This window comes from Streptomyces sp. NPDC045026 (assembly GCF_056432625.1).
Genome location: NZ_JBWKIS010000026.1, coordinates 111,662 through 135,412 on the forward strand (window position 1 = coordinate 111,662; position 23,751 = coordinate 135,412).

Consider the following 23,751-nt stretch of genomic DNA (forward strand, 5'->3'; position numbering starts at 1 on the left):
CGATCACGTCTCAAACCGCCCTGCGGAAAGCGGGTCGTGGCACGCCACATGCAAAGCGTGATCGCGGGTGTAAATCCGTCCTCCCCGCGCTCACTTCCGCAGAAACCTCGACCGGCGAGAAAATCCCGCGTTCCCGGGGCGCCCCACCGTCTTACAGCCGGTTTATGGCCGAAAGGGGCAGGATGGAGGCCACACTCCACGACCCGGACCTGCTCACAGGTGCTCAGAACCTGCCCGCAGGTCACACAGGAAGGACAGCGACGTGCGCGTACTCGTCGTCGAGGACGAGCAGCTGCTCGCCGATGCGGTGGCCACCGGACTGCGCCGGGAGGCCATGGCCGTCGACGTCGTGTACGACGGCGCGGCCGCCCTCGAGCGCATCGGTGTGAACGACTACGACGTGGTCGTCCTCGACCGGGACCTCCCGCTCGTGCACGGCGACGACGTCTGCCGCAAGATCGTCGAACTCGGCATGCCGACCCGCGTCCTGATGCTGACCGCCTCCGGCGACGTCAGCGACCGCGTCGAGGGCCTGGAGATCGGTGCCGACGACTATCTGCCCAAGCCGTTCGCGTTCAGCGAGCTGACAGCCCGTGTGCGGGCGCTCGGACGCCGTACGAGCGTGCCGCTGCCGCCCGTCCTCGAGCGTGCGGGCATCAAGCTCGACCCGAACCGCCGCGAGGTGTTCCGCGACGGCAAGGAGATCCAGCTCGCGCCCAAGGAGTTCGCCGTCCTCGAGGTGCTCCTGCGCAGCGAGGGTGCCGTCGTCTCGGCCGAGCAGCTCCTGGAGAAGGCCTGGGACGAGAACACGGACCCCTTCACGAACGTCGTACGGGTCACCGTCATGACCCTGCGCCGCAAGCTCGGAGAGCCCGCCGTCATCGTGACCGTGCCCGGCTCCGGATACCGGATCTGATCCCCTGTGGCCTCGTCACCGGCGCCACCGGCCGCGCCTCCGAAACCCACCTGGGACCCCAGGAAAGCCGAACCGCCCTATCCGTGGCTGCGCCCCACCATCCGTATACGCCTCACCCTGCTGTACGGCGGCATGTTCTTGATCGCCGGCATCCTGCTGCTGTCGATCATCTATCTGCTCGCCGCGCAGGCGCTGAACGTGGGCAGTGACCTGCCGTTCACGGTCACAGGCGGCACGGTGAGCAGCGGGACCTGCCGCAACTTCACAGGTCTCCCGGATCACCCCACGACCAGCCAGCTCAACTCCGCGCTGAACGAGTGCGTCAACGAGATGCGTCAACACGCGCTCGACAACCTCCTCAGCCGCTCGCTCCTCGCCCTGCTCGGTCTCGCCGTGATCGCGTTCGCCTTCGGGTACGCGATGGCGGGCCGCGTCCTGTCCCCGCTGGGCCGCATCACGCGCACCGCGCGCCGGGTGGCCGGCACGGACCTGTCGCGGCGCATCGAGCTGGACGGCCCGGACGACGAGCTCAAGGAGTTGTCCGACACCTTCGACGACATGCTCGACCGACTGGAGAGAGCCTTCACCGCGCAGCAGCGGTTCGTCGGCAACGCGTCGCACGAGCTGCGCACGCCGCTCGCGATCAACCGCACGCTCCTGGAAGTCCACCTCTCCGACCCCGGGGCGCCGGTGGAGCTCCAGCAGCTCGGCAAGACGCTGCTGGCGACGAACGAGCGCAGCGAGCAGCTCGTCGAGGGCCTGCTCCTGCTCGCCCGCAGCGACAACCAGATCGTGGAGCGCAAACCGGTCGACCTCGCCGAGGTCGCCTCGCAGGCCATCGACCAGACCCGCTCGGAGGCCGACGAGAAGGGCGTCGAGATCCGCGGCGAGCGCAAGGAGGCCGTCGTCCAGGGCAACGGCGTGCTCCTGGAGCGCATCGCCCTGAACCTCGTCCAGAACGCCGTCCGGTACAACGTCCCGGAGGGCGGCTGGGTCGAGGTGACCACCGAGGCCCAGCACGGCCAGGCGGTCCTCGTGGTGTCCAACACAGGGCCCGTGGTGCCCGCGTACGAGATCGACAACCTCTTCGAACCGTTCCGGCGGCTGCGCACCGAGCGCACCGGGAGCGACAAGGGAGTGGGGCTCGGCCTGTCGATCGCCCGGTCGGTGGCGCGGGCTCATGGGGGCCGTATCATCGCGGAGCCGCGTGAGGGGGGTGGGCTGGTCATGAGGGTCACCCTGCCGATCTGAGGCCTCCGAGACGCGGGTCACCCTGCCGATCCGGGCCTTTCGAGATGCGGGTCGGCGACCGATCTGAGATGCTTCCGCCGACGTGCCGGAGGAGTTCGCTTTTAGCGGAATTTTCGGGACCTGATCCCGCGAAGGCCGTGTGTGATCGATCACAAGGGCGAATTTCCGGCCATCTACGCTCCGTGATCGCAAAAGCCCCCGGAAAGCCTGGAAAATCCGGGTTTTCAGGGGTCCTGATCACGGGAAGTACACGGGGTGGCGCCCGTGGAGCGTGACCCATGGACCGTGTACGGTCCCGATCGCCATCCAACCCGATCACTCATGGGGGATCCGGTTGGGTGTCGATTGAGTAACAGACCTTGATGTGAGGCAAAATCTCCGCCTCAGGTCGGGCACAAAGTCCGGCCTCCCGCGCGTTGTGCGCTGGAGACACCGCATACACCCAGAGGGGGAGAGCGACACATGGCAACGGATTACGACACCCCACGCAAGACCGACGATGATGTCAACGAGGACAGCATCGAGGAGCTCAAGGCTCGGCGGAACGACAAGTCGACCTCGTCGGTCGACGTCGACGAGTTCGAGGCCGCGGAAGGCCTGGAGCTTCCCGGCGCCGACCTCTCGAACGAGGAGCTGGCCGTCCGGGTCCTGCCCAAGCAGCAGGACGAGTTCACCTGCATGAGCTGCTTCCTGGTGCACCACAGGAGCCAGCTGGCCCGCGAGAAGAACGGCCAGCCGATCTGCCGCGACTGCGACTGAGGCAGGGTCGGCCGTGACTGGCTCGACCCCGCCCTGGAAGCGCCGCTCCCGGAAGGACCGGGAAGCGGACGGTGGCCCGTCCGACGACGGCGTGCGTGACAACGAGCGAGGCTCTTCCCCCACTGGAGCAGCCTCGCTCGAGGACGCGGACGACCAAGAGGTGGCGGGCGACCTCGCGGCGGCGGGATACAGCGATCTTCCCGTGGTGCCCACCGCGGGTGACCAAGCGCCGACCGGCGGCCGTGTACAGGTCGCCAGGCGCCGCGTGGCCGCCGTCAGGGACGGCGTCCGCAAAAGCGGCACCGCCGCGAAAGCAGGACTCGGCTACCTCGCCGACCGGATCATCGAGAACGCACCGCGCGTGCCGGTGCGCGATCTGGCGACCCTGCGCAAACAATTCCCCGGCCTGAGCGCCGAACAGCTCGCGGACAAACTCATCGCGGGCGCGGCCAACGCCACCTCCACCGTGGGTGCGGGGATCGGCGCCGCCGCGATGATGCCCGTACCTCCCGCGATGCCCGCCGAGCTGGCGGCCGAGATCACCGGCGTCGCGGCCATCGAGATGAAGCTCGTCGCCGAGCTGCACGAGGTCTACGGCGTGCGCCCGCCCGGCTCCCTCAAGGACCGCAGCGCCGCCTATCTGGCCTCGTGGACCGAGGAGCGCGGGATCGACCTGACGAAGCCCTTGACGATCAACGCGGCGCTCGGCGGCCAGATGAAGCGCGAGCTGCGCCAGCAGATCATGAAGCGCATGGTCCGCAATCTGCCGAACCTGATGCCGTTCATGGTCGGCGCCGCGGTCGGAGCGGTCATGAACCGCCGCGACACCAAGAAGCTCGCGGAGCGGATCCGCAAGGACCTGCGCAAGATCCAGGTTCCCTGGGACGCCCTGCCCGAGCTGCCGCCCCTGGAGCGCCCCAGCGACCCGCACCCGGTGATCCCGGGCGACGCGTACCACCCCAAGGAGCTCGGAAGCTGACGGGCGCTACTTGCCCAGCGCCTTCGCCAGCGCCTTCGGGTCCCGCGTCGACAGATACACGTACGGGGTCGGGTCCTGCGGGTCGATGACCTCCACGCGCAGCGCCGTCGGTACATAGCTGCGCAGCAGCATGAAGGCGCGCGGGTCGGCCTTGTGCATCCGCCAGGCGCGCGCCCCCTCGGCGTCCAGGATCTCCGCGTCACCCAGCGCCGACAGCGGGATCTTCGCGTCCCCGGCGACCAGGGAGTCCGCCACGACGCGGATGCGCACGGAGCCGTACGAACTCGTCACGACCGCTGCCGCTGCCGTCCCGCCGACGAGCCCCCCGAGCAGCGGCAGCGTGCCGAACGGCAGCAGGATCAGCGCGCAGGCGACGCCGAGCAGAAGTGAGACGAGCCACCACGAGCGGGGGGCGGTGAGGCGTTCTTCGAACGGTGCGGTGGAGAGCTCCATGCAGCCAAGCTTGGCACGGTGCGCTTTCTCCCAGGACGCGCGGGTAAGGTCTGCGCCTGTGAGTGGTACTTCTGCAGCTCTGACGCCCCCCGCCGACGCCATAGCGCCCGTGCGGCACCCCGACGCCCCCGCACCCGGCGAGCTCCTCGGCGCGCACTACGGACACTGTTTCGGCTGCGGCGACGAGCAGCCGCACGGCCTGCATCTCGCGGCGCGTGCGCAGGACGGCGTCCGCGTCACCGCCGAGTTCACGGTGCGCCCCGCCCACCAGGGCGCCCCCGGACTCGCGCACGGCGGGATCCTGGCCACCGCCCTCGACGAGACGCTCGGCTCGCTGAACTGGCTGCTGCGCGTCATCGCGGTGACCGGCCGGCTCGAGACGGACTTCGTGCGGCCCGTACCCGTGGACACCGTGCTGTACCTCGACGCCGAGGTCACCGCCGTCGCGGGCCGCAAGATCTACTCGACCGCCACCGGCCGGATCGGCGGCCCCGACGGGCCCGTCGCGGTCCGCGCCGAAGCCCTCTTCATCGAGGTGAAGGTCGACCACTTCATCGACAACGGCCGCCCGGAGGAGATCCAGGCGGCCATGAGCGACCCGGACCAGATCCGGCGCACCCGTGCCTTCGAGGTGAACCCGTGACCCGAGCCCCTCTCGACGTGCTGATCAGGCGCGTCGACCCCGACGTGCCGCTGCCGTCGTACGAGCACCCCGGTGACGCGGGCGCGGATCTGCGGACCACCGAGGCGTGCGAGCTCGCGCCGGGCGAGCGGGTCGTACTTCCCACGGGGGTGTCGATCGCGCTGCCCGAGGGGTACGCGGCCTTCGTGCACCCGCGATCCGGCCTCGCCGCCCGCTGCGGTGTCGCCCTGGTGAATGCCCCAGGGACGGTGGATGCCGGGTACCGTGGAGAGATCAAGGTGATCGTGGTGAATCTCGACCCGCGCGACAGCGTGCGGTTCGAGCGCTTCGACCGGATTGCCCAACTGGTCGTCCAGCAGGTCGAGAAGGTGCGCTTCCAGGAGGTGGCGGAGCTTCCCGACTCGGCGCGGGCCGAGGGGGGCTTCGGGTCCACCGGTGGCCATGCCGCCGTGGGGCCGGGCCCGGGTGGGCATCAGGGCGGGAATCGATACGCATCGGTCGTATCCGACCGGGAAGGACAGTGACGTGTTCGGACGTCGCAAGAAGAACGGCGCCGCCGATGACGCGGCGGGCGAGGCCGAGCAGGTCGTCGACGGCGTAGCCGGCGACAGCGACGCGGACGAGGGCGAGCCGCAGCGTGCGCGGCTCGAGCCCGAGCCGCGTCCCGACGGCCCCTGGGACTCCTCCGAGGTCCGTGAGCCCGGTGAGGGCCGCGTGGACCTGGGCGGACTCTTCGTGCCCGGAGTCGAGGGCATGGAGCTGCGGGTCGAGGTCGCGGGCGACGCGATCGTCGCCGCCACCGTCGTCCTCCAGGACAGTGCCGTGCAGCTCCAGGGCTTCGCCGCCCCCAAGAAGGAGGGCATCTGGGGCGAGGTCCGTGAGGAGATCGCCTCGGGCATCACTCAGCAGGGCGGCGTGATCGACGAGGTCGAGGGTCCGCTCGGCTGGGAGCTGCGGGCCCAGGTGCCGGTGCAGCTGCCGGACGGCACGGGCGGCTTCCAGGTCGTCCGGTTCATCGGCGTCGACGGCCCCCGCTGGTTCCTGCGCGGAGTGATCTCCGGGCAGGGCGCGGTGCAGCCGCAGGCCGCCGGGCTCCTGGAGCAGATCTTCCGGGACACCGTCGTGGTCCGTGGTGACGGCCCGATGGCTCCGCGCGACCCGATCGTCCTGAAGCTGCCGGACGACGCGCAGATGGTCGCCGAGGGCGTCCAGCAGGAGCAGCAGGAAGGCTCCCGGTTCGCGGGCGGCATGGGGCAGCTGGCGCGCGGCCCCGAGATCACCGAGGTGCGCTGAGCCGCACCCTTCCGGCCATCGGTGGGCCGCACACTCCACACGGAGTGTGCGGCCCATCTGCGTGGTACGGCTTGGCCGTTGAACCGTTGTACGGCTGGGCAGTGGAAGGTTGTCCAGACCATCGCGAGGCCTTCGCGAAACCCCCTAATGTGCCGCGCACAGGGGGGGAGACCGGTTCGTGGACGTACGGCGGGTGCCTGCCGTGGTGCGGGGGAGCGGGCACCATCGGCTGGTTCTGGTTGCCGCCGGGCTCGCGGTCCTGCTCGCGGCCACGGTCCTCGCCGCGCTCGCCGGCCTCACCGAGAAGGCCGTCGAGGGCGGGGTGCAGCGCCGTCTCGCCGCGGATCCGGCGGCGGTCGTCGAGGTGTCCGGGGGCTACCGTGCCGCCGGCGGACGGGAGTTGGACCGTGACGCGCGGTCCGCGCTCGACCGTACGTACGGCGGCGTGGCGCACCACACCTGGTCCGCGCTGCGGGCACCGTCCGCCCGCTCCACCGAACTGCCCGTCGTAGAGGCCGCCGGGCGCCCGCGCGCCGACGCGACCGTCGCCGTCGTCGCCCTCGAAGGGGCGGGCCGGCACGCGGAACTCGTGTCCGGGCGCCGGCCTCGTGGCGGGGGCGACCCCGAGACCGTGCTGAACGAGGTGCTCACCTCCGAACTGGGCGTCCGCGCAGGTGACAGCCTCACCGTGCGCACCGCCGGCAAGAAGCGGCTCCGGCTGCGGGTCTGCGGGCTCTACCGCACCGGCGACCGCAGCCCCGCCCTGTGGGCGAGCGTCGCCTCCGCCTTCGGCACGCCCGACACGATCGCCCTCGTACCGCGCGAGGTGATCACGGACAACGCCGGGCTCTCCCGGGACGCGAGCGAGCTGTGGCTCGGGGTGCCGGACGCGGGGCGGTTGCGGATCGACGACATCGGGCCGCTCGCCCGGCGCGCCGAGGGGTTCAGCGGCAGTGACGTCTCGCTGTCCGTGTACCGCGGCCGTACGCCCACCACCCGGCTCGCCGTCGTGCCCGGCCTGGAGAACGCGCTCGACGAGCTCGGCACCTCCGTCGCGGTGGCCCGCGCCGGCCTGTACGTGCCCACGACCCTGCTGGCCGCCCTCGCCGCCACCGCGCTCGTCCTCACCGCCCGCCAACTCGCCGAACACCGGCGCCCCGAGCTGGCGTTGCACGCCGCGCGCGGCGCCGGCACGCCCCGTATCGCGGCCTCCACCGCCGGACTGTGGGCGAGCGTCGCGCTGCCCGCCGGGCTCGCCGCGCCGTTCCTCGCCGGGCCTCTGATGGGGCTGCTCGGCCGGGCCGGACTCGTTCCCGGCGGCGTACCCGAGTCGGCCGCGGTCGCCACGGGCCGGGCCGCGGTGCTCCTCGTGGTCCTCCTGCACGGCGCCGCCGTCCTCGTCCCCACGGTGCGGGCCGTACGGGACCGGCGGACCGTGTCCCGGCTGCGATTGCGCGTGGGCAGGTTCGCCGGCGCGCAGCGGGCCGGGGCCGACCTGGCGCTCGCCGCCGTCGCGGTCCTCGGCTGGACTCAACTGCGGCAGTACCGCTCCCCGTTGTCCGGGAGCGGCGGCGTCGACCCGGTGCTCGTCCTCGCTCCCGTCGCCATGACCACCGCCGCGGCCCTCCTGGTCCTGCGCCTGCTGCCGCTTCTGGCCCGCGCCATCGACCCGCTCGCGCGCCGTGGCTCCGGTTTCGTGCTGCCGGTCGGCGGCTGGCAGGTCGGCCTTGCGCGCCGCCCGGCACGCGGGCCCCGCGCTCGTCGTGACCCGGGCGCACCACCGCGCAACTGCGCACCCTGGGCCTCGGCGCCCGGTCCGTCTCGGCCCTGAACCTGCTGCAACTGCTGCCGCTCGTCCTCGCGGCCGTGGCGGGCGGCACGGTTCTCGGTCTGGTGCTGCCCGGACTGCTCGGACCCACCCTGGATCTGCGGGAGTTCACGGACGGTCCGGCCGCGCCCGCCCCGCACACCGATGTGCTGCTCACCGCGGCCCTGGGCGTCGGGCTCGGCGTCCTGGTGGCCGTCGCGGCCGGGGTGGAGACCTTGATCGGCAGGCGCCGCGGTCTTGGCGCCGTACTGCGCGTGGGGAGAGGCGATGACTGACACCGACCTGCGGAGGCTGGAGGCGCGGGCCCGTGACGCGAGCAGGCCCGCCGCCGACGAGGGCCTGGTCGTCTGCGACAACCTGGTGCGCGTCTTCCGTACCGAGGAGGTCGAGGTGCAGGCGCTCCAGGGCCTCGATCTGACGGTGGGTGAGGGCGAGTGCGTCGCGCTCGTCGGGGCGTCGGGATCGGGCAAGTCGACGCTCCTGTCCATCCTTTCGGGCCTTGACCTGCCCACCGCGGGACGCGCCAGGGTGGCCGGGCACGACCTGCTCGCGATGAGCCGCAGGGAGCGTCTCGGCTACCGCCGCCGCACCGTGGGCTTCGTGTGGCAGCAGACCGGGCGCAACCTCCTGCCGTACCTCACCGCTCTGGAGAACGTCGCCCTGCCGATGAAGTACGCGCGCGTGCCCCGCGACAGGCGGACCGCGCGGGCCGCCGAACTCCTCGACGTGCTGGGCATCGCGCACTGCCGCGACCGGCGCCCCGCCGAGCTGTCCGGTGGCGAGCAGCAGCGCGTCGCGGTCGCGGTGGCGACGGCGAACGCGCCGCGTGTCCTGCTGGCCGACGAGCCCACCGGAGAGCTCGACACGGCGAGCGGGGAGGACGTGTTCACGGCCCTGCGCCGCGCCAACGAGGAGGTAGGCGCGACCGTTCTCGTCGTCACCCACGACCCGCTCGTCTCCGGCCAGGTGCGCCGCACGGTCCGCATCCGCGACGGCCGCACCTCGACCGAGACGCTGCGCGAACGCGGGGGAGAGGGCGAGGAGTTCACGGTTCTGGACCGGGCGGGCCGGCTCCAGCTGCCGCGCGACTACGTGGAGCGGTACGGGCTCCGCGGCCGCGTCCGGCTCACCGGAGAGGCGGGTCACGTGGGCGTATGGCCGGATCGCGACGACCGCTCCGACGGCTGAACTGCGGCTCTTTCTTCACCTCTTGACGGAAGGCTGGTCCGTACCTAGGGTCTCCGGCCAACAGCCGCGTTCATAAAGGCACTTCACGTTCACATAGAAGAACGGATGGCCCCCCACATGCCGAACACAACGGCCCCCGCGCGCCACCGGCGCAGACGACGTACCGCCCTCCTCGCCACCCTCGCGACGACTGTCACCGCACTCGTCGCCACCCTCCTCGCCTGGCCCGGCGCCGACCGCGCCGACGCCGCGCCCGCCACCTTCGCCCACCCCGGCGTCACGGTCTCCAAGAGCCAGCTGGACTTCGCCCGCGACAAGGTCAACGCCGGTGCCCAGCCCTGGAAGGGCGCGTACGACCAGATGCTGGCGAGCAAGTACGCCTCCCTCACGCGCACCGCCAAGCCCCGCGCCACCGTCGAGTGCGGCTCGTACTCCAACCCCAACTACGGCTGCACCGACGAACGCGAGGACGCGATAGCCGCGTACACCGACGCGCTGGCCTGGTACATCACGCGCGACGACCGCTACGCGAAGAAGGCCATCGAGCTGATGGACGCCTGGTCGGCCACCATCAAGGAGCACACCAACAGCAACGCGCCCCTCCAGACCGGCTGGGCCGGCTCCTCCTGGCCCAAGGCCGCCGAGATCATCAAGTACACGTACACCGGCGGCTGGGCGAACGAGGGCCGCTTCAGGACGATGCTGCGCGACGTCTACCTCCCCAAGGTCATCAACGGCTCGAATTCCAACGGGAACTGGGAGCTGTCGATGATGGAGGCCGCCGTCGGCATCTCCGTCTTCCTGGAGGACAAGACGTCGTACGACAAGGCCATGGCCAGGTTCCGTACGCGCACGGCCGCATATGTCTACCTCGCCTCCGACGGCGACCTGCCGAAGACCGTGCCGAGCCAGAACCTCGACACCAAGGCCAAGATCGTCAGCTACTGGCAGGGGCAGTCCACCTTCGTCACCGGCCTCACTCAGGAGACCTGCCGCGACTTCGTGCACACCGGATACGGCATCTCCGCCATCTCCCACATCGCCGAGACCAGCCGCATCCAGGGCCAGGACCTGTACGGCACCGACGTCGGGCAGCGACTCCAGCAGGCCCTCGGCTTCCAGGCCAAGTACGAGCTGGGCGAGGCGCCGCCGAGCTGGCTGTGCGGCGGATCCGTCAAGCGCGGGCTCGGCCCCGTCACCGAGGTCGGGTACAACGCGATGCACACCCGCCTCGGCAACGCCATGACGAACACCCAGAAGCTCACCGAGCAGAACCGCCCGGCGGGCTCCAACAACCTGTTCGTCGCCTGGGAGACCCTGACCCACGCCGAGAACCCCAACTGATCCCGGCCATTGCCCGGCCGGGCGCCGCGTGACCATACTGGCGCCCGGCCGGGGAACGCACGGGGGAGCGCACATGAGCGAGAGCACGGAAGCGGGGGCCGCCGTCCTCGACCAGGACGGCGCCGGCCCCATGGTCGTCATCGAGGACCTGCACCGCTCCTACGGCACCGGGGCCGCGGCCGTGCACGCCCTGCGCGGCGTGTCCTTCGAGGTGCCGCGCGGCGAACTCGTCGCCCTCAAGGGCCGCTCGGGATCCGGCAAGACGACCCTGCTGAACCTTGTCGGAGGGCTCGACGAACCCGACGGCGGCCGCATCACCGTCGACGGTCAGGACCTCTCCGGGCTCGGCGAGAACGGACTCCTGGAACTGCGCAGGGACCGCATCGGCTTCATCTTCCAGTCCTTCGGCCTGATCCCGATCCTGTCCGCCGCCGAGAACGTCGGGGTGCCGATGCGGCTGCGCAAGGCCGACCCTCGCGAACGCGAGGAGCGCGTCGAGCTGCTCCTCGCCCTCGTCGGCCTCGCCGACCACGCCAAGCAGCGCCCCGGCGAACTGTCCGGCGGCCAGCAGCAGCGCGTGGCCATAGCCCGCGCGCTCGCCAACCGGCCGGCACTCCTCATCGCCGACGAACCCACGGGCCAGCTCGACGCCGAGACCGGCCTCGCCGTCATGGAGCTGCTGCGCGCCGTCGTCCGCAGCGAACACGTCACCGCGCTCGTCGCCACCCACGACGCGGCGCTGCTCGACCTCGCCGACCGGGTGCTCGAACTGCGCGACGGCGAGATCACGGAGATCACCGCGGCAGACGGGCGCTGACCGAAACGCCGCCGGTGCGGCGCGGCCCGCATCAGAGTTGCGTCAAAGACGCACGTCCGCGGCCCCCTCGCCCGATTTGCCGCAATTGGTGGCCGTAGGGTCGACGCTGCGTACAACACGTGCAGCGGGAAGACAATGGGGCCATGGGACGCGGCAAGCTTCGGATCTACCTCGGTGCGGCACCGGGCGTCGGCAAGACCTACGCGATGCTCTCCGAGGGCCACCGCCGTATCGAGCGGGGCACGGACTGCGCCGTGGGCTTCGTCGAGCACCACGGCAGGCCCCGTACGGAGGTGATGCTCCACGGCCTCGAACAGATCTCGCGCAAGGAGCTCACCTACCGCGGCGCCGTCTTCACCGAGATGGACGTCGACGCCGTACTGGCCCGGCACCCCGACGTCGCCCTGGTGGACGAACTCGCCCACACGAACGTGCCCGGCTCCCGCAACGCCAAGCGCTGGCAGGACGTCGAGGAACTCCTCGCGGCCGGCATCGACGTCGTGTCCACCGTCAACATCCAGCACCTGGAGTCACTCGGCGACGTCGTCGAGTCGATCACCGGCGTGCGCCAGCGCGAGACCGTCCCCGACGAGGTCGTGCGCCGCGCCGACCAGATCGAACTGGTCGACATGTCGCCGCAGGCGCTGCGACGCCGCATGGCGCACGGCAACATCTACAAGCCCGACCGGATCGACGCCTCCCTCTCCAACTACTTCCGCCCCGGCAACCTCACCGCCCTGCGCGAGCTTGCCCTCCTGTGGGTGGCCGACCGTGTCGACGAGTACCTCCAGCAGTACCGCGGCGAGCACAACATCCGCTCCACCTGGCAGGCCCGCGAGCGCATCGTCGTCGGACTGACCGGCGGACCCGAGGGCCGCACCCTCGTCAGGCGCGCGGCGCGGATGGCCGCCAAGGGCTCGGGCAGCGAGATCCTCGCCGTCTACATCGCCCGCAGCGACGGCCTCACCGCCGCCTCCCCCAAGGAACTCGCGCTCCAGCGCACCCTCGTCGAGGACCTGGGCGGCACCTTCCACCACGTCATAGGGGACGACATACCGGCCGCGCTCCTCGAGTTCGCGCGCGGGGTCAACGCGACCCAGATCGTCCTCGGTTCCTCGCGCCGCAAGACATGGCAGTACATCTTCGGACCCGGCGTCGGCATGACCGTCGCCCGCGAGTCGGGCCCCGATCTCGACGTGCACATCGTCACGCACGAGGAAGTGGCCAAGGGCCGCGGCCTGCCCGTCGCGCGCGGCGCCCGCCTCGGTCGCTCCCGGATCATCTGGGGCTGGCTCGTCGGCGTCGCCGGCCCGGCCCTGCTGGCCCTCGCGCTCATCCATGTCGAGGCCGATCTCGGCCTCGCCAACGACATGCTCCTCTTCCTGTCCGTGACGGTGGCCGCGGCCCTCGTCGGCGGCCTCCTTCCGGCCCTGGCCTCGGCAGCCTTCGGCTCGCTCCTCCTGAACTACTACTTCACGCCGCCCCTGCACCTGTTCACCGTCGCCGATCCCAAGAACATCGTCGCCATCGTGATCTTCGTAGGGGTCGCGGTGTCGGTCGCGTCCGTCGTCGACCTGGCGGCAAGGCGCACGCATCAGGCCGCCAGGCTGCGGGCCGAGTCCGAGATCCTCTCCTTCCTCGCCGGCAGCGTCCTGCGCGGCGAGAACAGCCTCGACGCGCTGCTCGACCGGGTCCGCGAGACCTTCGCCATGGACTCCGTATCCCTCCTCGAACGCGCGAACGATGTCGAACCGTGGACCTGCGCCGCCAGCGTCGGCCCGCACCCCCTGGAACGCCCCGAGGACGCGGACGTCGACATGCCCGTCGGCGACCACATGGCGCTCGCCCTGTCCGGCCGCGTGCTGCCCGCCGAGGACCGCCGCGTCCTCGCCGCCTTCGCGGCCCAGGCCGCCGTCGTCCTCGACCGCCAGCGCCTTCAGTCCGAGGCGGACCAGGCCCGCACCCTCGCCGAGGGCAACCGCATCCGCACCGCCCTGCTCGCCGCCGTCAGCCACGACCTGCGGACCCCGCTCGCCGGCATCAAGGCCGCCGTCTCCTCGCTGCGCTCCGACGACGTCGCCTGGTCCGAGGAGGACCAGGCCGAACTCCTCGCCGGCATCGAGGAGGGCGCCGACCGCCTCGACCACCTCGTCGGCAACCTCCTCGACATGTCCCGCCTCCAGACCGGCACCGTCACCCCGCTGATGCGCGAGATCGATCTCGATGAGGTGGTCCCGATGGCGCTGGTGGGAGTCCCGGACGGCAGCGTCGACCTCGACATTCCGGAGAGCCTGCCCATGGTCACCGTGGACAAGGGACTCCTGGAGCGCGCCGTCGCCAATATCGTCGAGAACGCCGTCAAGTACAGCCCCGACGACGAGACGGACGGCGTGGTGCTGGTCTCCGCCAGCACACTCGGCGACCGCGTGGAGGTGCGCGTCGTGGACCGCGGGCCCGGCGTCCCCGACACCGCCAAGGACCGGATCTTCGCCCCGTTCCAGCGCTATGGTGACGCGCCACGCGGCGCCGGAGTGGGCCTCGGCCTCGCCGTCGCCCGCGGCTTCGTCGAGGCGATGAACGGCACGCTCACGGCGGAGGACACCCCCGGCGGCGGCCTGACCATGGTCCTCACGCTCACCGCCGCGCCCGGCCACCCGCCGGCCGCCCCCATCAGCTCAGCCATTGCTCAGAGAGGCAGGTACGCATGACCCGGGTGCTCGTGGTCGACGACGAGCCGCAGATCGTGCGCGCCCTCGTCATCAACCTGAAGGCGCGCAAGTACGAGGTGGAGGCCGCGGCCGACGGCGCGGGCGCGCTCCAGCTCGCCGCCGCGTTCCACCCCGACGTCGTCGTGCTCGACCTGGGCCTGCCCGACATGGACGGCGTCGAGGTGATCAGGGGCCTGCGCGGCTGGACCCGCGTACCGATCCTGGTGCTGTCCGCCCGGCACTCCTCCGACGAGAAGGTCGAGGCGCTCGACGCGGGCGCCGACGACTACGTCACCAAGCCGTTCGGCATGGACGAGCTCCTGGCCCGCCTGCGCGCCGCGGTCCGCCGGGCGGAGCCCACCGGCGGCGGCGAGGACGAGGGCATCGTCGAGACCGAAGACTTCACCGTCGACCTGGCCGCGAAGAAGGTCAACCGGGACGGCCGCGACGTGCGCCTGACCCCCACCGAGTGGCACCTCCTGGAGGTCCTGGTCCGCAACACGGGCCGCCTGGTCAGCCAGAAGCAGCTCCTCCAGGAGGTCTGGGGCCCTTCCTACGGCACCGAGACGAACTATCTGCGCGTTTACATGGCCCAGCTCCGCCGCAAACTGGAGTCGGACCCCTCCCACCCGCGCCACTTCATCACGGAGCCCGGCATGGGCTATCGCTTCGAGCGCTGACCCGCTCATCCGTTGTCCCCGACCCCCGGTACGCTTCATATATGAGTGCTGTCCCTCGTTCCGATACGCCGTCCGAGAAGCCGGCAGGCCGCTTCCGGCGCATGCTTGACCGGCTGTCCTCGTCCCAGGAGGACCTGGAGTCGGAGGAGCTGCGCGAGGACTCGCAGACCACGGGCTGTACCCGCATCGGCGACTGCCAGGACCGGCAGATAGTCACCGTTACTGGTACCTTGCGCACGGTCACCCTCCGACCACGCGCCGGAGTCCCGGCGCTGGAGGCGGAGCTGTTCGACGGCTCCGCGGCTCTGGACGTCGTATGGCTCGGCCGCCGGTCCATCGTCGGCATCGAGCCGGGCCGCAAGCTGATCGCTTCCGGGCGGGTCTCGATGAGCCGGGGCCGTAGGGTGCTCTTCAACCCGAAGTACGAACTCAGACCGCTCGGACGGGAGTAGCCGGTGACGTCCCTCGACAAGCCGACCGCGGATCAGGAATCCGACTCGAAGGCGGTGACCGAGGCCGCCCTCTTCGAGGCCTTCGGCGGCGTGCGGGGCATGGTGGAGACGGTCGTTCCCGGTCTCCTGTTCGTGACCATCTTCACGATCAACAAGGACCTGCACATGTCGGCCATCGCGGCCCTCGCGGTGTCCGTGGTCCTGGTCGTGGTCCGCCTGGTCATGAAGGGCACCGTCAAGCACGCCTTCAGCGGCGTCTTCGGCGTGGCCTTCGGCGTCGTCTTCGCGATGATGACGGGCAACGCCAAGGACTTCTACCTGCCCGGCATGCTCTACACGCTGGGCCTGGCCCTCGCCTACATCGTGACCACGCTGTGCGGGGTGCCCCTGATCGGCCTGATCCTGGGACCGGTCTTCAAGGAGAACCTCTCCTGGCGCACGCGCAACCCCGGCCGCAAGAAGGCCTACGCCAAGGCCAGTTGGGCCTGGGGCCTGATCCTGCTCGCGAAGTGCGCGATCCTCTTCCCGATGTACTGGTGGGCCGACACCACGAAGTTCGGCTGGGTCCTGATCGCCCTGAAGATCCCGCCGTTCCTGCTCGCCGTCTGGCTGACCTGGGTCTTCCTCGCGAAGGCGCCCGCGCCCATCGACGTGTTCGCGGAGATGGAGGCGGAGGAGAAGGCCGAGAAGGAAGCGAAGGCCGCCCGCAAGGAGGGCGCCGCGCGCCATCGCCGGGAGGTGTGAGCGCGCCGACGGCGGACGCTACGAGAAGGGGGCCCCGGAGTTTCGACTCCGGGGCCCCCTCTTCGTACCTACGGAAGAGCCCTCAGCCCGCGACGTCCTCGCGGCGGACCGACAGCAGGTCCTCGAGCTGTTCCTCGCGGGCCTGGGCCGCCACGAACAGCAGCTCGTCGCCCGCCTCCAGGGAGTCGTCCTGGGACGGGGCGAGGACTCGGGTCCCGCGGATGATCGTCACCAGGGACGTGTCCTCGGGCCACTGGACGTCGCCCACGCGCGTGCCGGCCAGCGCCGACTCGGGCGGCAGCGTCAGCTCCACCAGGTTCGCGTCGCCGTGGCTGAAGCGCAGCAGGCGGACCAGATCGCCCACGCTCACCGCCTCCTCGACGAGCGCGGACATCAGGCGCGGCGTGGAGACCGCGACGTCGACGCCCCACGACTCGTTGAAGAGCCACTCGTTCTTGGGGTTGTTCACGCGGGCGACGACCCGCGGGACCCCGTACTCGGTCTTCGCGAGCAGGGAGACGACGAGGTTGACCTTGTCGTCGCCGGTGGCCGCGATGACCACGTTGCAGCGCTGGAGCGCCGCCTCGTCCAGGGACGTGATCTCGCAGGCGTCGGCGAGCAGCCACTCCGCCTGCGGGACGCGCTCGACCGAGATGGCGGTCGGCGCCTTGTCGATGAGAAGGACCTCGTGGCCGTTCTCCAGGAGCTCACCGGCGATGGAACGGCCCACCGCGCCCGCTCCGGCAATGGCGACCCTCATCAGTGACCGCCCTCCTCTTCAGGACCCTCGGCGAACGCCGCTTCGACCTTCTCGACGTCGTCGGTGCGCATCATCACGTGCACCAGGTCGCCCTCCTGCAGCACCGTCTGCGACGTGGGCAGGATCGCCTCGCCGAGCCGGGTGACGAACGCGACCCGGACGCCGGTCTCCTCCTGGAGCCGGCTGATCTTGTGGCCCACCCACGCCACCGAGGCATGCACCTCGGCGAGCTGGACGCCCCCGGTGGGGTCGCGCCACAGCGGCTCGGCGCCGGACGGCAGGAGCCTGCGCAGCATCTGGTCCGCGGTCCACCGCACGGTCGCGACGGTCGGGATGCCCAGACGCTGGTAGACCTCGGCGCGACGCGGGTCGTAGATGCGGGCCGCGACGTTCTCGATGCCGAACATCTCGCGGGCCACGCGGGCGGCGATGATGTTCGAGTTGTCACCGCTGGAGACGGCCGCGAACGCGCCGGCCTCCTCGATTCCCGCCTCGCGCAGGGTGTCCTGGTCGAAGCCGACCCCGGTGACGCGGCGGCCGCCGAAGCCGGAACCCAGGCGCCGGAAGGCCGTGGGGTCCTGGTCGATGACCGCGACCGTGTGCCCCTGTTGCTCAAGGGTCTGTGCCAGGGCGGAACCCACCCGGCCGCACCCCATGATGACGATGTGCACCGGCCGCTACCCCGCACTCCTGGTCGCCCCGATGACCTGCGAAAACATCTCGCTCACTCTTCTCTCTCAGTCTGCCGGGCAACTAGAGGCAATCGCGTGCCGCGTTGCCAGGAGACGAGCTTAAGCCGCATGGCCTCCGTTGCCAGCATCCGCGTAGCGGGAAGCTTGATCAGCTTCGCCGCCCGCCCCTGCCCGCGATCCCGGCCGCGTCCCGCCGGAACGCCCACTTCATGTCCGGCTCCATCGCGAAGCGGAAGAGGCGCTGCACCGGCGGCGTGCACAGGCTGGTGATGAGGGCGGCGGCGGCCAGCGTGACGGTGATCTCGCCGAGCGGGGTGTGCAACCACTGGAGGTCGTACCAGTCCCAGAAGCGGGAGCCCTTGGCGACGAAGCCGTGCAGCAGATAGCCGTACAGGGTGCCTGCGCCGAGTGCCGTGAACCACATCTTGCGGCGCGGGACCCACGCGAAGAAGCACGCGACGAGCACGACGGAGCAGCCGAACATGGCGAGCGTCATGACGGCGCCCGACCAGCCGGGGGCGGCGAGTTCCTGGGCGCTGTCACGGCGGTAGAACCAGGCCGCGTTCATGCGCGGGGCCGCCCAGTACGCGAACAGCAGCGCGGCCGCGAACACCGGGACGGCCAGGATCCGCGCCTCGCGACGCCGTACGAGCTGGAAGTGCTCCGGCTTGAGGACCAGCCCGAGGACGAAGAAGGGGAGGAACTGCAGGACGCGCTGGAGGTCGAGGTCGTCGCCGATGTCGGGGGAGACGGAGGCGAGCACCGCGACGGCCAGCGCGAGCGGCACCGGCCAGTGGACGATCTTCCACAGCGGGGTGGTGAGCCGCCAGATGAACAGTGCGATCAGGAACCAGGTGAGGTACCAGGGGTCGAGCAGGCTGATCGGGTACGTCGGGTCGTCGTCCGCCCAGCGCTTGAAGAAGGTGTACGCGACCTCGAAGATCACGTACGGCACCGCCACCCCGGTCACCAGGCGCTTGAGGCGTGCCGGGCTCGCGTCGAAGCTGCGCGAGAAGTAGCCGGAGATGACGATGAACGCCGGCATGTGGAACGTGTAGACGGTGATGTAGAGCGCGGCCGCCGCCCGGCTGTCGCCGCGCAGGGGTTCCCAGGCGTGACCCATCGCGACCAGGACGATCGCGAGGTACTTGGCGTTGTCGAAGAACGCATCCCGCGGCTTGCCCGGCTGCCGGTCCGGCTGTCGGTCCGGCTGTTCGCCCAGGTGTCTGCCCGGCTGTTTGTCCGGCGTCTCCGCGACCGCCTGCGGTTCGTCCGGTCTCTCCGCGGCCCGCCCGTGCGTGGTCGGCGGCTTCTCCAGCGGGGGCGCAGCGGGCACGGACGCGAGTTCCGGCAACGGCGCGGCATGGTCACCCCGAGGTGTGACCGGCCGTTGCGCGGGGAGGTGGCTGCGGGACATCTCCCGCACCGTAGCCACCCCTCCTCTTCCGCGTAAACCCGGACCACAGCGGCGTTACGGGCGTCACAGTGCCCACCTAGACTGAGGTCCTCCTCGGCCCGGTGAGCCGAAGCGGATGTGGGAGAGGGCGACGACGGTGGTGGCGCGCGTACGCGAATTCGGTGACCGGCCCGCCTTCGACGACCCGCCCGCCGAGGTCATCGCCGAGGCGGCCGGTGCGTTCGGACTGCTCGCCTCCTCGGCCCGGCTGCACATCGTGTGGGCCCTTGCGCAGGGTGAGAGCGATGTCACAGGCCTCGCCGAACGCGTCGGCGGCGCGCTGCCCGCCGTGAGCCAGCACCTCACCAAGCTGAAGCTCGCCGGGCTCGTGCGGTCGCGGCGCGAGGGGCGCCGCCAGGTCTACTTCGTGGACGACCCGGACATCGTGGCCGTGGTGCGGCTGCTCGTGGGCCGGCTCGCCGAACGCGCCGACCGGACCCCGGCCTCCCGGCTCCGCGGGGCCGGGGCCTAGGGCCTGTCTTCAAATTCCCGCTTGCCCCGCGGCGCCCGGCGGCATTCGAACTGGGGCAAGGTGGGGCGATCCACCTCCCGTACCGGCGGCAGCCGGGGCCGTAAGCCCTCGTCAGGACTGCCCGGTCAGGCGCCCCGTGTGAGGTTCCGGTGCACTTGGGGGGTGGTGGGTGGGCGGCCCCCCGTTCGAACGCTTACGATCCTCTGCGTGTCCAAACTGACCGACGTGCCCAAACGGATCTTGATCGGGCGCGCTCTGCGCAGCGACCGGCTCGGAGAAACGCTCCTGCCGAAGCGCATCGCCCTCCCCGTTTTCGCCTCCGACCCGCTGTCCTCCGTGGCCTACGCGCCGGGAGAGGTGCTGCTGGTCCTGTCCATCGCGGGCGTGTCGGCGTACCACTTCAGCCCCTGGATCGCGGTCGCGGTCGTGGTGCTGATGTTCACCGTGGTCGCTTCCTACCGCCAGAACGTCCACGCCTACCCGAGCGGCGGCGGTGACTACGAGGTCGCGACCACGAACCTCGGCCCCAAGGCCGGCCTCACCGTCGCGAGCGCCCTCCTCGTCGACTACGTCCTCACCGTCGCCGTGTCGATCGCCTCCGGCATCGAGAACCTCGGCTCGGCGATCCCGTTCGTCGTCGAGCACAAGGTCCTTTGCGCGGTCCTGGTCATCGTCCTGCTCACGCTGATGAACCTGCGCGGCGTGAAGGAGTCCGGGAAGCTCTTCGCCATCCCGACCTACGTCTTCGTGGCCGGCGTCTTCATCATGATCGCGTGGGGCGCGTTCCGCGGACTCGTCCTCGACGACACCATGAAGGCACCCACCGCCGACTTCCACATCAAGGCCGAGCACCAGGGCCTCGCGGGCTTCGCCCTCGTCTTCCTGCTGCTGCGCGCGTTCTCCTCCGGCTGTGCGGCGCTCACCGGCGTCGAGGCGATCAGCAACGGCGTACCGGCGTTCCGCAAGCCGAAGTCGAAGAACGCGGCGACCACGCTCGCGGCGATGGGTCTGCTGGCCGTCACCATGTTCTGCGGCATCATCGCCCTGGCCATGACGACCAAGGTCCGCATGGCCGAGAACCCGGCCACCGACCTGATCCACAACGGTGTCGCCGTCGGCGGGAGCTACGTTCAGAACCCGGTGATCTCCCAGGTCGCCGAGGCCGTCTTCGGCAAGGGCAGCTTCCTCTTCATCATCCTCGCGGCGGCCACGGCCCTGGTCCTCTTCCTGGCCGCCAACACCGCGTACAACGGCTTCCCGCTCCTCGGCTCGATCCTCGCCCAGGACCGCTACCTGCCGCGCCAGCTGCACACCCGCGGCGACCGCCTCGCGTTCTCGAACGGCATCGTGCTCCTCGCCGGCGCGGCCGCGCTCCTCGTCGTGATCTACGGCGCCGACTCGACGCGCCTCATCCAGCTGTACATCGTCGGCGTGTTCGTCTCGTTCACGCTGAGCCAGACCGGCATGGTCCGGCACTGGAACCGCCACCTGCGCACCGAGAAGGACCAGGCCAAGCGCCGCCACATGGTCCGCTCGCGCGCCATCAACACCTTCGGCGCGTTCTTCACCGGTCTCGTGCTCGTCGTGGTCCTCGTCACGAAGTTCACGCACGGCGCCTGGGTCGCCCTCCTCGGCATGTGCATCTTCTACGCGACGATGACCGCGATCCGTAAGCACTACGACCGTGTGGCCGAGGAGATCGTGGCCCCCGAGACGCCGACGGACGACAGCGTCCGGCCGTCCCGCGTGCACTCGATCGTGCTCGTCTCCAAGATCCACCGCCCGACGCTGCGCGCCCTGGCCTACGCCAAGCTGATGCGCTCGGACACCCTCGAGGCGCTCAGCGTGAACGTCGACCCGGCCGAGACGAAGGCGCTGCGCGAGGAGTGGGAGCGGCGCGGCATCGACGTACCGCTCAAGGTCCTCGACTCGCCCTACCGCGAGATCACGCGCCCGATCATCGAATACGTGAAGAGCCTGCGCCGCGACTCCCCGCGCGACGCGGTCAGCGTGATCATCCCCGAGTACGTGGTCGGCCACTGGTACGAGCACCTGCTCCACAACCAGTCCGCCCTGCGCCTCAAGGGCCGGCTCCTGTTCACCCCCGGCATCATGGTCACCTCGGTGCCCTACCAGCTGGAGTCCTCCGAGGCCGCCAAGAAGCGGGCCCGCAGGCGCCAGGACTGGAACGCGCCGGGTGCCGTGCGCCGCGGCCCCGTCGAGAAGCGCCCCAAGGAGCCCACGAACAAGGGCTGACCCCCTCGGCTGGCGTGTGGCGAGCGGCCGGACAACACCCACGTAGACTGGTGGGCTGTTGTCCGGCCGTTCGCCGTGTCCCTTGCTTTCTTACGTTGTGGAGTCCCCCGCCATGCAGGCAGAACCGAAGAAGTCGCTGGTCGGGGAGGAGTACGAGGTCGAGATCGGCCCCGTAGCCCACGGAGGCCACTGCATCGCCCGCACGGACGAGGGCCAGGTCCTGTTCGTCCGGCACGCGCTGCCCGGCGAGAAGGTCGTGGCCCGCGTCACGGACGGCGAGGAAGGCGCTCGCTTCCTGCGCGCCGACGCGGTCACGGTCATCGAGGCGTCCAAGGACCGCGTCGAGGCGCCCTGCCCGTACGCCGGCCCCGGCCGCTGCGGCGGCTGCGACTGGCAGCACGCCAAGCCGGGCGCGCAGCGCCGCCTCAAGGGCGAGGTCATCGCCGAGCAGCTCCAGCGCCTCGCGGGCCTCACGCCCGAGGAGGCCGGCTGGGACGGCACGGTCATGCCGGCCGAGGGTGACAAGCTCCCGGCGGGCGAGGTCCCGCAGTGGCGCACGCGCGTGCAGTACGCGGTCGACCCCGACACCGGGAAGGCGGGTCTGCGCCGCCACCGCTCGCACGAGGTCGAGCCGGTCGAACACTGCATGATCGCGGCGCCCGGCGTCTCCGAACTCGGCATCGAGCAGCGCGACTGGACGGGCATGGAGTCCGTCGAGGCGATCTCGGCGACGGGCTCCCAGGACCGCCAGGTCATCCTGACCCCGCGCCCCGGCGCGCGCCTGCCCCTGGTCGAGCTGGACAAGCCGGTCTCCGTGCTGCGCGTCGACGAGAAGGACGGCGGCATCCACCGGGTCCACGGCCGAGGGTTCGTCCGCGAGCGCGCCGACGGCCGCACGCACCGTGTCGGCAGCGGCGGCTTCTGGCAGGTGCATCCGCAGGCGGCGGACACGCTGGTCAAGGCGGTCATGCAGGGCCTGCTGCCCCGCAAGGGCGAGATGGCGCTCGACCTGTACTGCGGCGTCGGCCTCTTCGCCGGCGCGATCGCGGACCGCATCGGCGACCAGGGCGCGGTGCTCGGCATCGAGTCCGGCAAGCGCGCGGTCGAGGACGCCCGCCACAACGTGGCCGCCTTCGACCGGGTCCGCATCGAGCAGGGCAAGGTCGAATCGGTCCTCCCGCGCACGGGCATCACCGAGGTCGACCTGATCGTCCTGGACCCGCCCCGCGCGGGTGCGGGCAAGAAGACGGTGGAACACCTGACGTCCCTGGGCGCCCGCCGCATTGCCTACGTGGCCTGCGACCCGGCAGCCCTGGCCCGCGACCTGGCGTACTTCCGGGACGGCGGCTACAAGGTCCGGATGCTGCGCGCGTTCGATCTGTTCCCGATGACGCACCACGTCGAGTGCGTCGCGATCCTTGAGCCTGCCACGAAGGGTGCCGACGCCTGACCTGCGGGTTCGGGTGGCTTGTGTGAGGTGCGGTAGCGGTGCGGTGTGGGCGTGACGGGCGAAAGTGCTCGGCGATGTGTTCGCGGCGGCGGCAGGGGAGGCAGCGGCCCCAGGGGAGGCCTGGTGCCTTCGTCGCCTTCGCCGCCTTCGCCGCCTCAAGCTTTGAGGTGCCGACTCCGATGCTCTGCGCGCCTGGAGAGTTCTAGCTGCGTCTGTCCTGCGTCTGCCCGCTGCACGGGGTCGGGTTCCCGCCCAAGGACTTGTGTTCGTGGCGGCGGTGCGGGCGACGGTGGCCCGCCAGGACACGGTGCGCTCGACGCTCAGTGATGAATGGAAGGGCTCCTGGCCTCGAGCCCGATCGTTTCTCGACGGAACGAAGTCAACCTCTTGACCTCTGTGGCCCAACCCACTAGTTTGCGGTCAGAGTCGATCCACTAACTACCGGAAGGAGGCGGCCAGCAGATGTACACCAGCTCTGATCTTGGTCGCCTCGCCCAGTGCACAGCCTGGGTTCCCGGTCGGATCGCGCACGGCTGCTGACTCGCGCCGTTCTGTGCCCGTTCGTGGCACGTCCTGATGTGCCCCTCCGTGGCGCGTTCCAGGTTTCCCG

23 protein-coding genes are annotated in these 23,751 nt (G+C 70.8%); 19 read left to right on the forward strand and 4 right to left on the reverse strand.

The window, feature by feature from the left end; translation table 11 throughout:
- Positions 1–262 precede the first annotated feature (262 nt).
- The 4 genes from AC07EJ_RS36585 to AC07EJ_RS36600 all read left to right on the forward strand — a co-directional run bounded on the left by AC07EJ_RS36585 (position 263) and on the right by AC07EJ_RS36600 (position 3,905).
- Complete coding sequence (locus AC07EJ_RS36585) at positions 263–916, forward strand: response regulator transcription factor (RefSeq protein WP_055544891.1); 654 nt, start codon at positions 263–265, stop codon at positions 914–916.
- 6 nt (positions 917–922) lie between these two features.
- Positions 923–2,167, forward strand: a complete 1,245-nt coding sequence (locus AC07EJ_RS36590; protein WP_389486274.1) for a sensor histidine kinase — start codon at positions 923–925, stop codon at positions 2,165–2,167.
- A gap of 462 nt (positions 2,168–2,629) precedes the next feature.
- Positions 2,630–2,926 (forward strand): DUF4193 domain-containing protein, encoded by a 297-nt coding sequence (locus tag AC07EJ_RS36595; RefSeq protein ID WP_030357326.1) that lies wholly within the window; start codon positions 2,630–2,632, stop codon positions 2,924–2,926.
- A gap of 13 nt (positions 2,927–2,939) precedes the next feature.
- A complete protein-coding gene (locus AC07EJ_RS36600; RefSeq protein WP_389486277.1) occupies positions 2,940–3,905 on the forward strand; it encodes a hypothetical protein in 966 nt (321 codons plus the stop codon).
- Positions 3,906–3,911: 6 nt separating this feature from the next.
- On the opposite strand, the gene AC07EJ_RS36605 is transcribed toward AC07EJ_RS36600, so the two are convergent.
- Positions 3,912–4,358 carry a DUF3093 domain-containing protein gene (locus tag AC07EJ_RS36605; RefSeq protein WP_389486279.1) on the reverse strand — a complete coding sequence of 149 codons (447 nt, stop codon included), beginning with the start codon at positions 4,356–4,358 and terminating at the stop codon, positions 3,912–3,914.
- Positions 4,359–4,416: 58 nt separating this feature from the next.
- Here AC07EJ_RS36605 and AC07EJ_RS36610 point away from each other — a divergent pair, with 58 nt between their 5' ends.
- From AC07EJ_RS36610 to AC07EJ_RS36665, 12 genes are all read left to right on the forward strand, one after another.
- Entirely contained in the window at positions 4,417–5,001 is a 585-nt protein-coding gene (locus AC07EJ_RS36610; protein ID WP_389486281.1) for a PaaI family thioesterase, read from the forward strand.
- A complete protein-coding gene (gene dut, locus AC07EJ_RS36615) occupies positions 4,998–5,525 on the forward strand; it encodes a dUTP diphosphatase (protein ID WP_362906892.1) in 528 nt (175 codons plus the stop codon). Before AC07EJ_RS36610 ends, dut begins: the two co-directional genes overlap by 4 nt.
- A 1-nt stretch (position 5,526) precedes the next feature.
- Positions 5,527–6,294, forward strand: a complete 768-nt coding sequence (locus AC07EJ_RS36620) for a DUF3710 domain-containing protein (RefSeq protein WP_383893420.1) — start codon at positions 5,527–5,529, stop codon at positions 6,292–6,294.
- Between the two features lie 178 nt (positions 6,295–6,472).
- Positions 6,473–8,125, forward strand: a complete 1,653-nt coding sequence (locus tag AC07EJ_RS36625) for a hypothetical protein (protein ID WP_389486284.1) — start codon at positions 6,473–6,475, stop codon at positions 8,123–8,125.
- 35 nt (positions 8,126–8,160) lie between these two features.
- A complete protein-coding gene (locus AC07EJ_RS36630; protein ID WP_389486286.1) occupies positions 8,161–8,397 on the forward strand; it encodes a hypothetical protein in 237 nt (78 codons plus the stop codon).
- Positions 8,390–9,310, forward strand: a complete 921-nt coding sequence (locus AC07EJ_RS36635; RefSeq protein ID WP_389486288.1) for an ABC transporter ATP-binding protein — start codon at positions 8,390–8,392, stop codon at positions 9,308–9,310. Before AC07EJ_RS36630 ends, AC07EJ_RS36635 begins: the two co-directional genes overlap by 8 nt.
- 117 nt (positions 9,311–9,427) lie before the next feature.
- Positions 9,428–10,654, forward strand: coding sequence for an alginate lyase family protein (locus tag AC07EJ_RS36640; RefSeq protein ID WP_389486290.1), 1,227 nt, complete (start codon positions 9,428–9,430; stop codon positions 10,652–10,654).
- A 73-nt stretch (positions 10,655–10,727) separates the two neighbouring features.
- The gene (locus AC07EJ_RS36645; RefSeq protein WP_478885892.1) at positions 10,728–11,471 is read left to right on the forward strand and encodes an ABC transporter ATP-binding protein; all 744 of its coding nucleotides are present in this window, start codon (positions 10,728–10,730) and stop codon (positions 11,469–11,471) included.
- 143 nt (positions 11,472–11,614) lie between these two features.
- On the forward strand, positions 11,615–14,179 hold the full coding sequence (locus AC07EJ_RS36650) for a DUF4118 domain-containing protein (protein ID WP_389486294.1): 2,565 nt from the start codon (positions 11,615–11,617) through the stop codon (positions 14,177–14,179).
- A complete protein-coding gene (locus AC07EJ_RS36655; RefSeq protein WP_389486296.1) occupies positions 14,176–14,859 on the forward strand; it encodes a response regulator in 684 nt (227 codons plus the stop codon). The genes AC07EJ_RS36650 and AC07EJ_RS36655 overlap by 4 nt, the downstream gene beginning before the upstream one ends.
- 41 nt (positions 14,860–14,900) lie before the next feature.
- Positions 14,901–15,311 carry an OB-fold nucleic acid binding domain-containing protein gene (locus AC07EJ_RS36660; protein WP_100591174.1) on the forward strand — a complete coding sequence of 137 codons (411 nt, stop codon included), beginning with the start codon at positions 14,901–14,903 and terminating at the stop codon, positions 15,309–15,311.
- Between the two features lie 3 nt (positions 15,312–15,314).
- Positions 15,315–16,055 (forward strand): DUF3159 domain-containing protein, encoded by a 741-nt coding sequence (locus AC07EJ_RS36665; protein ID WP_389486298.1) that lies wholly within the window; start codon positions 15,315–15,317, stop codon positions 16,053–16,055.
- An 82-nt stretch (positions 16,056–16,137) separates the two neighbouring features.
- Here AC07EJ_RS36665 and AC07EJ_RS36670 read toward each other — a convergent pair whose 3' ends face one another.
- The 3 genes from AC07EJ_RS36670 to AC07EJ_RS36680 form a co-directional block, all read right to left on the reverse strand.
- On the reverse strand, positions 16,138–16,815 hold the full coding sequence (locus AC07EJ_RS36670) for a potassium channel family protein (RefSeq protein WP_100591176.1): 678 nt from the start codon (positions 16,813–16,815) through the stop codon (positions 16,138–16,140).
- The gene (locus AC07EJ_RS36675; protein WP_100591177.1) at positions 16,815–17,486 is read right to left on the reverse strand and encodes a potassium channel family protein; all 672 of its coding nucleotides are present in this window, start codon (positions 17,484–17,486) and stop codon (positions 16,815–16,817) included. Before AC07EJ_RS36675 ends, AC07EJ_RS36670 begins: the two co-directional genes overlap by 1 nt.
- Before the next feature lie 169 nt (positions 17,487–17,655).
- The gene (locus AC07EJ_RS36680; protein ID WP_478885893.1) at positions 17,656–18,924 is read right to left on the reverse strand and encodes an acyltransferase family protein; all 1,269 of its coding nucleotides are present in this window, start codon (positions 18,922–18,924) and stop codon (positions 17,656–17,658) included.
- A gap of 115 nt (positions 18,925–19,039) precedes the next feature.
- Here AC07EJ_RS36680 and AC07EJ_RS36685 point away from each other — a divergent pair, with 115 nt between their 5' ends.
- The 3 genes from AC07EJ_RS36685 to AC07EJ_RS36695 all read left to right on the forward strand — a co-directional run bounded on the left by AC07EJ_RS36685 (position 19,040) and on the right by AC07EJ_RS36695 (position 23,141).
- On the forward strand, positions 19,040–19,435 hold the full coding sequence (locus AC07EJ_RS36685) for an ArsR/SmtB family transcription factor (protein WP_389486303.1): 396 nt from the start codon (positions 19,040–19,042) through the stop codon (positions 19,433–19,435).
- A gap of 207 nt (positions 19,436–19,642) precedes the next feature.
- Entirely contained in the window at positions 19,643–21,691 is a 2,049-nt protein-coding gene (locus AC07EJ_RS36690; protein ID WP_478885894.1) for an APC family permease, read from the forward strand.
- A gap of 112 nt (positions 21,692–21,803) precedes the next feature.
- On the forward strand, positions 21,804–23,141 hold the full coding sequence (locus AC07EJ_RS36695) for a class I SAM-dependent RNA methyltransferase (protein WP_389486307.1): 1,338 nt from the start codon (positions 21,804–21,806) through the stop codon (positions 23,139–23,141).
- Positions 23,142–23,751 lie beyond the last annotated feature (610 nt).

Excerpts from the sequence above, each read along its gene's own strand:
- AC07EJ_RS36650 (WP_389486294.1), top strand. The coding sequence starts at position 11,615 with ATGGGACGCGGCAAGCTTCGGATCTACCTCGGTGCGGCACCGGGCGTC.
- AC07EJ_RS36695 (WP_389486307.1), top strand. The coding sequence starts at position 21,804 with ATGCAGGCAGAACCGAAGAAGTCGCTGGTCGGGGAGGAGTACGAGGTC.
- AC07EJ_RS36640 (WP_389486290.1), top strand. The coding sequence starts at position 9,428 with ATGCCGAACACAACGGCCCCCGCGCGCCACCGGCGCAGACGACGTACC.
- AC07EJ_RS36685 (WP_389486303.1), top strand. The coding sequence starts at position 19,040 with ATGTGGGAGAGGGCGACGACGGTGGTGGCGCGCGTACGCGAATTCGGT.
- AC07EJ_RS36645 (WP_478885892.1), top strand. The coding sequence starts at position 10,728 with ATGAGCGAGAGCACGGAAGCGGGGGCCGCCGTCCTCGACCAGGACGGC.
- AC07EJ_RS36670 (WP_100591176.1), bottom strand. The coding sequence starts at position 16,815 with ATGAGGGTCGCCATTGCCGGAGCGGGCGCGGTGGGCCGTTCCATCGCC.
- AC07EJ_RS36635 (WP_389486288.1), top strand. The coding sequence starts at position 8,390 with ATGACTGACACCGACCTGCGGAGGCTGGAGGCGCGGGCCCGTGACGCG.
- AC07EJ_RS36595 (WP_030357326.1), top strand. The coding sequence starts at position 2,630 with ATGGCAACGGATTACGACACCCCACGCAAGACCGACGATGATGTCAAC.
- AC07EJ_RS36605 (WP_389486279.1), bottom strand. The coding sequence starts at position 4,358 with ATGGAGCTCTCCACCGCACCGTTCGAAGAACGCCTCACCGCCCCCCGC.
- AC07EJ_RS36680 (WP_478885893.1), bottom strand. The coding sequence starts at position 18,924 with ATGTCCCGCAGCCACCTCCCCGCGCAACGGCCGGTCACACCTCGGGGT.
- AC07EJ_RS36655 (WP_389486296.1), top strand. The coding sequence starts at position 14,176 with ATGACCCGGGTGCTCGTGGTCGACGACGAGCCGCAGATCGTGCGCGCC.
- AC07EJ_RS36660 (WP_100591174.1), top strand. The coding sequence starts at position 14,901 with ATGAGTGCTGTCCCTCGTTCCGATACGCCGTCCGAGAAGCCGGCAGGC.